Source organism: Chamaesiphon sp. OTE_8_metabat_110 (genome assembly GCF_031382685.1).
Taxonomy (GTDB): Bacteria; Cyanobacteriota; Cyanobacteriia; order Cyanobacteriales; family Chamaesiphonaceae; genus Chamaesiphon.
On sequence record NZ_JANMZA010000445.1, the window covers coordinates 1 to 9,023 of the forward strand.

7 protein-coding genes and 1 pseudogene are annotated in these 9,023 nt (G+C 45.6%); 3 read left to right on the top strand and 5 right to left on the bottom strand.

Annotation, left to right across the window (positions count from 1 at the left end; all coding sequences use genetic code 11):
* From RMO52_RS16360 to RMO52_RS16370, 3 genes and pseudogenes are all read right to left on the bottom strand, one after another.
* Window positions 1-524, bottom strand: a pseudogene (locus RMO52_RS16360) (photosystem II q(b) protein); the annotation flags it as partial.
* Between the two features lie 240 nt (window positions 525-764).
* Window positions 765-1,106 (bottom strand): histidine triad nucleotide-binding protein, encoded by a 342-nt coding sequence (locus tag RMO52_RS16365; protein ID WP_310416245.1) that lies wholly within the window; start codon window positions 1,104-1,106, stop codon window positions 765-767.
* Window positions 1,107-1,223: 117 nt separating this feature from the next.
* Window positions 1,224-1,583: a VOC family protein gene (locus RMO52_RS16370; protein WP_396135025.1), complete on the bottom strand. Its 360-nt coding sequence runs from the start codon at window positions 1,581-1,583 to the stop codon at window positions 1,224-1,226.
* Window positions 1,584-1,972: 389 nt separating this feature from the next.
* On the opposite strand from RMO52_RS16370, the gene RMO52_RS16375 reads away from it, so the two are divergent.
* The 3 genes from RMO52_RS16375 to RMO52_RS24785 all read left to right on the top strand — a co-directional run bounded on the left by RMO52_RS16375 (window position 1,973) and on the right by RMO52_RS24785 (window position 6,646).
* On the top strand, window positions 1,973-5,974 hold the full coding sequence (locus RMO52_RS16375; protein ID WP_310416254.1) for a magnesium chelatase subunit H: 4,002 nt from the start codon (window positions 1,973-1,975) through the stop codon (window positions 5,972-5,974).
* 75 nt (window positions 5,975-6,049) lie between these two features.
* Complete coding sequence (locus RMO52_RS16380) at window positions 6,050-6,382, top strand: DUF6883 domain-containing protein (RefSeq protein WP_310416257.1); 333 nt, start codon at window positions 6,050-6,052, stop codon at window positions 6,380-6,382.
* Between the two features lie 18 nt (window positions 6,383-6,400).
* On the top strand, window positions 6,401-6,646 hold the full coding sequence (locus RMO52_RS24785; protein WP_396135024.1) for a DUF4926 domain-containing protein: 246 nt from the start codon (window positions 6,401-6,403) through the stop codon (window positions 6,644-6,646).
* Window positions 6,647-6,668: 22 nt separating this feature from the next.
* Here the strand turns inward: RMO52_RS24785 and RMO52_RS16385 are convergent, their stop codons facing one another.
* A complete protein-coding gene (locus RMO52_RS16385) occupies window positions 6,669-7,550 on the bottom strand; it encodes an endonuclease NucS domain-containing protein (protein ID WP_310416260.1) in 882 nt (293 codons plus the stop codon).
* A gap of 452 nt (window positions 7,551-8,002) precedes the next feature.
* A partial coding sequence (locus RMO52_RS16390) for a DNA cytosine methyltransferase (protein WP_310416263.1) occupies window positions 8,003-9,023 on the bottom strand: 1,021 nt, incomplete at its 5' end.

The window sequence follows — 9,023 nt, forward strand, 5'->3', positions numbered from 1 at the left end:
CCCAAAGGCATTCCGTCTGAGAATGAACCTTGTCCGATTGGGTAGATCAAGAATACTGCGGTTGCTGCTGCAACAGGTGCTGAGTAAGCAACGCAGATCCAAGGACGCATACCTAAACGGTAGGAAAGTTCCCACTCACGACCCATGTAACAGAAGATTCCGATTAAGAAGTGGAATACTACTAGTTGGTAAGGGCCGCCGTTGTACAACCACTCATCTAAGGAAGCAGCTTCCCAGATTGGGTAGAAGTGAAGACCAATTGCGTTGGATGAAGGAATAACAGCACCGGAGATGATGTTGTTTCCGAACATTAAAGAACCTGCGACTGGCTCACGGATTCCGTCGATGTCCACTGGGGGAGCAGCGATGAAAGCGATGATGAAACAGATTGTTGCAGAAAGAAGTGTAGGAACCATTAATACACCGAACCAACCGATGTAAATACGGTTTTCAGTGGATGCGATCCAGCTACAAAATCTTTCCCATACATTTGCGCTCTCGCGACGTTGTAAGGTGGTAGTCATTTGTTTATGATGGCTATAAATTTTCAAGGTGCGGTGTTAATTGCTTAACCCCTATGCAATTAATATTAGAGGGTTTATTTCTATTTGTAAAGGGGCTTAACAATCTCTTAACATTTGGGTGCGATCGAAACTAGCTAGGTTTTGAGGTATTCTAGCTGGGGATCGAGGACTCACCTATATACGGGGCGGTATTCCGCTCGATCGGGCAAATGCTAGATGAGAAACTTTACATTCACTTATTTATCCCGGCGGCCAAGTCATCGATCGCTTGCCCAACAGGTGTAGATGGAGGTGAAAGACTGTCTGACCGCCATCTTCGCCTGTATTGATGACGACCCGATAGCCTTTTACCAATCCTTCCTGAGTGGCCACTCTCTTTACTGTTAACAACAGATGACCGAGTAAAGCGGCATCTGGGTCGGTAGCTTCATCGATCGAGACGATCGCTTGCTTGGGGATAATGAGAATATGCACTGGTGCCTGGGGATGGACATCGCGAAAGGCGAGGGCAAGATCGTCTTCATATACAATGTCAGCCGGAATTTCCCTGCGAATGATTTTACTAAATATAGTGTCACTCATAAATCATAATTGGTGCGATGCTTTCAATCATCATATTTACAGATTGAGCGGCGATTATCGTTCCGTTCGCGAAGCGTCTGCCTGCGCAGAGAGGCTTTGCCAACGCACCAGTACCCGCTAGACAGCAGCTTTGGCCGTAGGTTGGAGCAAACTAACCAAATGACCATCAGGAGTACGGATCGCGGCAACTTTACCAAAAGAAGGTTCGCGGACGCGACCTTCAAGGCTCGCGCCTAATTGTTCGAGGGTGGCAATCGCACTTTGAATGTCATCGACATGAAAGCTGAGAATCGGAGAGGAGCCAGAATCAGCATTTGATTCGGCTGCATGGAGAGCGATAGTCGTGCCATTGGCATCCAACTCCGCCCAGCCGGGGCTAGACATCTTGACTGGCAGCCCCAAGCCTTCGCTGTAGAACTTCAGCGATGTGGGAATACTCTTGACCATCAACATAATGTGCTTAAATTCAGCCGCCATAACTTTCTCGCGATGTAATGTAGGTTTATGCCTAGTATAAATGCCCTTTGATTCGCAGTGGGGACTGGAGATTGCCAAAGTGTGAAGCAATATTAACGCCAGTCCACCCCAAATAGAAGTCAATTGCGTCTTATTTGTCAAGATTTGTAAAAATAAATCGCGAGAAAGTAAAAAAGCTCCAGCTCAATGCAAACAAATGTTAACTTTTTGTTTGCAAATTGTGTCGAATAAAGCTGGGAAGCCTCACCCATTGCCAATTGTCTGCTAAAACTACTAAAGAGCCAAACCTGAGTGGTTGCATCAGCAGCCGACACTACACAAAGCCCAAGAGCGTCCACTTCAGGTATCTTCCCCACATTGCCAACATCTATCCGTAGGAGCAATATCGAATGTTCACTAACGTCAAGTCCACCATTAGACACATCGCTCCCGCTGAAATTCGGGGCAGACAGTTATTAAAGGTGGTCTATGTCGTCCTAGAGCCACAGTATCAGAGTGCTATTTCTGCCGCTGTGAATGCCATTAACGACCACAACCCCAAAGTCGCGATCGAAATTAGTGGCTATCTTCTAGAGGAACTTCGCGATCCTACCAACTATGCCGCCCTGCAAGAGGATGTCTCTCGCGCCAATATCTTCATCGCTTCACTGATTTTTATCGAAGATTTGGCGGACAAACTCGTAGCAGCGGTAGAACCTTATCGCGATAGCTTGGATGTGGCGGTGATCTTCCCTTCGATGCCCGCAGTGATGCGGTTGAACAAGATGGGGAGTTTCTCGCTGGCTACTTTGGGTCAATCCAAAAGTGCGATCGGCGAATTCATGAAGAAGCGCAAAGCCAAGTCTGGCAGCAGCTTCCAAGATGGAATGCTCAAACTATTGAATACACTCCCAAATATTCTCAAGTATCTGCCGATCGAGAAAGCCCAAGATGCGCGGAACTTTATGCTAAGTTTCCAGTATTGGCTCGGCGGTACCCCTGAGAACCTGGAAAACTTCTTATTGATGTTGGCAGATCGGTATGTCTTAAAAGAAGATAACACCCTCAACTCAACCGAATCAGTCGGCGAAATTAAATATCAAGATCCCGTCACTTTCCCCGATATGGGCATCTGGCACCCCCTCGCACCGCAGATGTTTGAGGATGTGAAGGAATACCTGAACTGGTTTAACAGTCGTCGCGATATCTCCGCCGAACGCAAAGATCCTAATGCACCCTGTATCGGTCTAGTATTGCAACGGACCCACATCGTCACGGGAGATGCGGCGCATTATGTCGCGATGGTGCAAGAACTCGAAGCAATGGGAGCGCGAGTAATACCCGTATTTGCAGGTGGTCTGGACTTCTCCAAGCCGCTGGAAGCCTACTTCTTCGACCCGATCGCCAAAACTGAAGCGATCGTCGATGCGGTCATCTCCCTGACCGGATTTGCCCTCGTAGGTGGCCCCGCACGGCAGGATCATCCCAAGGCGATCGACATGCTCAAACGGTTAAATCGTCCCTACATGGTGGCGTTACCGTTGGTCTTCCAAACTACTGAAGAGTGGGAAGAAAGCGATTTAGGCTTACACCCGATTCAGGTAGCCTTACAAATCGCCATCCCCGAACTAGACGGCGCGATCGAGCCGATTATTCTATCAGGTCGTGACGGTACTACCGGACGCGCGATCGCCCTCCAAGACCGGATTGAAGCGATCGCCGGACGCGCAATGAAGTGGGCAAATCTCCGCCGCAAGCCCAAAGTCACCAAGAAAGTCGCGATTACCGTCTTTAGTTTTCCGCCCGATAAAGGTAACGTCGGTACCGCTGCCTATTTAGACGTATTTGGTTCGATCTTTGAAGTCATGCAGGGCATGAAAAAAGACGGCTACGACGTTCGGGACATGCCAGCATCGTCAAAAGAACTACTCGAAGCAGTAATTCACGATGCTCAGGCTCAATATAATAGTCCCGAACTCAACGTTGCGTACCGGATGTCCGTGCCCGAGTACGAGCAACTGACCCCCTATTCCGAAAAACTCCACGAAAGCTGGGGGCCACCACCAGGTAATCTCAATAGCGACGGTCAAAACCTAGTTATTTACGGCAAGCACTTCGGGAATATCTTCATCGGCGTGCAGCCAACCTTCGGTTATGAAGGCGACCCGATGCGGTTATTATTCTCCCGCTCGGCTAGTCCTCACCACGGTTTTGCGGCTTATTACACCTATCTCGAAAAAGTTTGGGAAGCAGATGCGGTACTCCACTTCGGTACCCACGGCTCGCTCGAATTCATGCCCGGTAAGCAGATGGGGATGTCAAATGAATGTTTCCCCGATAGTTTGATCGGGAATATTCCTAACCTCTACTACTACGCTGCCAATAATCCTAGCGAAGCGACAATTGCTAAACGTCGTTCTTATGCTGAAACCATTTCCTACCTGACTCCACCTGCGGAAAACGCCGGATTGTACCGAGGCTTACAAGAACTCGGCGAACTCGTCGGTTCTTATCAATCTCTCCGTGACAGCGGTCGCGGTGTCCAAATTGTGAACACAATCATGGACAAAGCGCGAATCTGTAATCTCGACAAAGATGTCGAACTGCCCGACATCGATGCGGGAACGATGGAAATTGAAGCGCGGGATAACGTCGTCGGGGCTGTGTATAGTCGCCTGATGGAAATCGAATCGCGGCTACTCCCCTGCGGATTGCACGTCATTGGTAAACCACCGACAGCCGAAGAAGCAGTTGCTACGCTGGTCAATATCGCGTCACTCGATCGAGAAGAAGAAGGACTAAAAGGTTTACCCCGAATTATCGCCGAAAGTATCGGGCGTAGTTTAGAAGAGGTCTATCAAAACAACGATCGCGGTATCCTCGAAGATGTCCAACTGTTGCAAGATATCACCCAAGCCATCCGCGAAGCCGTCACCGCGATCGTTACTCCTAAAATTAACGATGAAGGTCGGATTTCGATCGTCGCCAAGTTGAACTTATTCAACATGGGGCCAAAAGAAGCCTGGGTCGAATCCCTCTACGCATCTGGCTACAAGCAAGTCAACCTCGAAGAAATCAAACCCCTATTCGCCTACCTCGAATACTGCCTCAAACAGGTTTGTGCCGACAACGAACTCGCTGCCCTCCTCCAAGGATTGGGCGGTGAATACGTCCTCCCCGGGCCAGGTGGCGACCCAATTCGCAACCCCGATGTCTTGCCCACAGGTAAGAACATGCACGCCTTAGATCCTCAATCCATTCCTACCGAAGCCGCAGTAAAATCTGCAAAAGTGGTCGTCGATCGGTTACTCGATCGGCAAATGCGGGAAAATGGTGGTAAATATCCTGAAACGATCGCCTGCGTCCTCTGGGGAACCGATAACATCAAAACCTACGGCGAATCCCTCGCTCAAATCATGTGGATGGTCGGCGTCAAACCCGTTCCCGATGCCCTCGGTCGGATCAACAAACTCCACATGATCCCCCTCGAAGAACTCGGTCGTCCCCGCATCGACGTCGTCATTAACTGTTCCGGTGTCTTCCGCGACCTGTTCATCAACCAGATGAACCTCCTCGACCAAGCCGTGAAAATGGCAGCCGAAGCCGATGAACCCTTGGAAATGAACTTCATCCGCAAACACGCCTTAGCCCAAGCCGAAGAAATGGGCATCAACCTGCGACAAGCCGCCACCCGCGTCTTCTCCAACGCCTCCGGCTCCTACTCCTCCAACGTCAACCTCGCCGTCGAAAACGGTACCTGGGACAATGAAGGCGAATTGCAAGAGATGTATCTCAACCGCAAATCCTTTGCCTTCAACTCCGACAACCCCGGCGTGATGGACAACGCTCGTCAAATCTTTGAAACCACCCTCAAAACTGCCGAAGTCACCTTCCAAAACCTCGACTCCTCCGAGATCAGTCTGACCGACGTATCCCATTACTACGACTCAGACCCCACCAAAATCGTCGCCAAGCTCCGAGATGACGGCAAAATGCCCTCTTCCTTCATTGCTGACACCACTACCGCCAACGCTCAAGTTCGCAGCCTCTCCGAGACTGTCCGCCTTGACGCTCGTACCAAGTTACTCAATCCCAAATGGTACGAGGGAATGCTCTCTCACGGCTATGAAGGCGTCCGCGAACTCTCGAAACGCTTGGTGAATACCAGCGGTTGGAGTGCAACGGCTGGTGCGGTGGATAATTGGGTATACGAAGAAACCAATGACACCTTTATCAAGGATAAGGAAATGTGTAAACGGTTGATGGATCTAAATCCCAACTCGTTCCGCAAGATCGTCTCGACGCTCCTTGAGGTGAATGGGCGCGGTTATTGGGAGACGAGTCAAGAGAATCTCGATATGCTCCGCGACCTCTATCAGGAGGTTGAAGACCGGATTGAGGGTGTTGAGTAATCTCTGATTTAAGTTAAGGACGCTATTCTACTAGCGTCCTTACTTTTATGCGTGCTAGCATCAAATTATGTGAGAATGAAAATTCCCAACAGCGATCGAGCAGTAATAGAAGCATCTAAACTAACTGAATATTTACTCAACACCGAGCACAAACGTGTTGGAGCCAAGGCAAAGTTACTAATTCAATTTGGTTATTCGATCGAGAACTGGCAGCAGCTAGAAACGGATATCCGCAGATTTCATTTAACTGAAGATGTCAATCTAATCACCGAAACTGCCTATGGTACCAGGTATCAAATTAGTGCTAATCTTATCACCCCGGTCGAACGACTGCTATTTGTCAAAGCAGTTTGGCAAATAGATATAAATACCGACTTCCCTCGGCTCATAACTTTAGTTCCTGACTAGTTATATTTGGAGAATAATATGGATTTCCCTCTTTACTCAGATGTAATTTTATTGTGCGATCTCCCCGAAGAAAGCCTATCTGTAGGTGATATTGGGACAGTAGTAGAAAGACATGATGTTGATGGATTAGAGACTGGCTATAGTGTCGAATTTTTCGATATGTTAGGAAATACAGTCGCGATCGTAACTTTGCCCATGAGTTGTTTACGCAGTCCCTCGAGTGCAGATAGACCTACAGTAAGATTGATGGCTAATGTTGGGTAAATTAGTTACAGCTTCGTCTCAATTAGTTAATCGCATAGTATTGAACATCATAAAACCAGAGTCTTATTCTAAATACACCAGCGCGAGTTTTATGAACGTATCGATGTTTGTATCCACGACCTTCAATCCCACCATTGATGTACCGATCGCACCATTGAAGAAAATCTGCAACTCGAATCTTTGCTGGTAACTTTACACTCACAGATTTTTGCGTTGTTTCAGATTTTTTAATGAATTGGATATTTATCTTAAATTCTTTAGTACATTTTGTTGTGTACTTTATCGATCGATCTCTCAACTGCTCGGGACTCAATGGATCTAAACCTAATTTAGATGAGTAACTAAGCCTCATATAGTAATCAATCATTTCATCATAATTAATTTCTGCTTTTACAGATTCCAGCCCTTTGGCTACTTTGCTACGCTTAATTTCTGGAATTTGTACTATGTGTTTTTCCTTTGTATCGGCATTAGTTAACTCAAAAAATATATCTCCTGTTGACTGGCTGACTGTTAAGTCAAAAGTAAAAAATTCAAAGTCCAGTTTATTATATACTTTGTCTACAAAGTTGTGTGTGTGAAATGATGGCGCGATCGCAATTAGTTTGACTGGCTTTTGATAATCTATTCCATCTAATTTGGGTTTCCGCTCTATTAACCCATGATAATATCTCGTGAGTTGTTGAACGATATATCTATCCTCGGCATTTTTCAACTCAATAATAGTCAATCTTTTGCGCTCGTCAGTTGCTAAAGCATCACAAATCTCAGTGCCGATTCGATACTGTCTAGCGATCGGTGATAGGTTTATCAGTTTATCTAAGTGGATATACACAAAGTTTTCAAGCTCTGTCTCACTTTTAAACTGAAATCCGCCATCTTTTTTCTTAATTATTATACTCACAGCGCAAATCGGGATCTCGATCGATAATATAGCTAGTATTCCCATTTGTAGTTGCAAAGATAACAGAAGAGGTTTACGCTTTTGTAAAAATCTCGATCTTGGCGCGATATTAGAGTTGAGATACGTGCATACTAGACTCGATCGATTTTGAGTTAAAATCGCCACAATGGTACTCAAAACCTGCTAAATTAAGCTGAATCTAATACTCAGCTATAAAGTAACTGCGCTCGATGGCAATTAGGAAAAATGATGAATTCGAGGCTATTTATCCCACTCTCAATATCGATGGATTGACATTCCTCGATATTGTCGATCGAATCGAACGAGAAGTGCGTTAAAAGTATGGCTCAAAGAAAATATGAACACTAGTAATACAGAGCGAGCGATAGATTCTGAAGTCAATATAACATGCGGTAGTCAATTAGATGAATACTGGAAAAGATATGAGGAAATTATCGAACGAGATCGAGAGGGAAAAGCTGTTGCTTCAGATGAGGAGTTTGAAAACGATAACTTGGATTTATAGTTGTCGATCGATTCGAGCTAAAATTATCAGATAAAAACTTATTTATTGTCATTGCTAGTCCTTTTGCAGCTAAAAATGGTACACCATTTCCAACACTTTTAAACATATCAGTAAGAGACATGTCCGCTGGCAACTCAAATTCAGGAGGCAGTGATTGAATCGCTAGAGCTTCTGCTACCGATATTCTTCTTGCTTGATAAGGGTGTAAATGAACTTCATTGTTTCCATAACAAGCTGTAGGTGAATATCTCCATCTATGTAAACGCTTATAGGATTTTTTGGAATCATCACCTTCAAGCACAGATAAAAATCTAACAAGTCCAGCACGAGGTGTAAAACAGTGCCGACTATTAGGATGATGATTTACATCATTTTTTTCAAACCAATGCTGTACTGTTAAATTGACAGGTATTCCAGTAGGACAAGTTAAAGATAAATTTTCTCCAAATGGATCTGTTTTAGACCAAGGATAGGACTGGATCTTCTCTATCGAAAAAAATTTGTTTCTATCCCATGAAAATTGAGACCCTAATTCCTGACTCGATTTCATTGGTATTAAATCCGCTTTAAATCCAATAGCGACTGCTCTTTCCCTACTTTGAGGAACGCCATATTCTAAAGCATTAATCAGACTATCTGTAATCAAATATCCATTCTGTTCTAGTCTTAATCGCATTCGATCGTAAAATAATCGATGTTTAGCAGTAGACCATAAACCTTTAACATTTTCAAACAAAAAGAAATCTGGTTGATATCGACAGATAAGTTCGACATAAGTCTCTGTTAATTTACCTTTTTCTCCCCCACCACCTCTATTCTTGCCACCAACTGAAAAATCTGGACAAGGTGGCCCAGCGATAAACCCAATCAGAGAACCGTCCTTTCTGGCATCAATTAATAAATCTCTAAACTTCGTTACCTTCTCTGGTTCGAGTAAAGTAGCCGCA

Coding starts and splice junctions, on each gene's coding strand:
- RMO52_RS16365 (WP_310416245.1), bottom strand. CDS start 1,106: ATGAGTGACACTATATTTAGTAAAATCATTCGCAGGGAAATTCCGGCT.
- RMO52_RS16370 (WP_396135025.1), bottom strand. CDS start 1,583: ATGGCGGCTGAATTTAAGCACATTATGTTGATGGTCAAGAGTATTCCC.
- RMO52_RS16375 (WP_310416254.1), top strand. CDS start 1,973: ATGTTCACTAACGTCAAGTCCACCATTAGACACATCGCTCCCGCTGAA.
- RMO52_RS16380 (WP_310416257.1), top strand. CDS start 6,050: ATGAAAATTCCCAACAGCGATCGAGCAGTAATAGAAGCATCTAAACTA.
- RMO52_RS24785 (WP_396135024.1), top strand. CDS start 6,401: ATGGATTTCCCTCTTTACTCAGATGTAATTTTATTGTGCGATCTCCCC.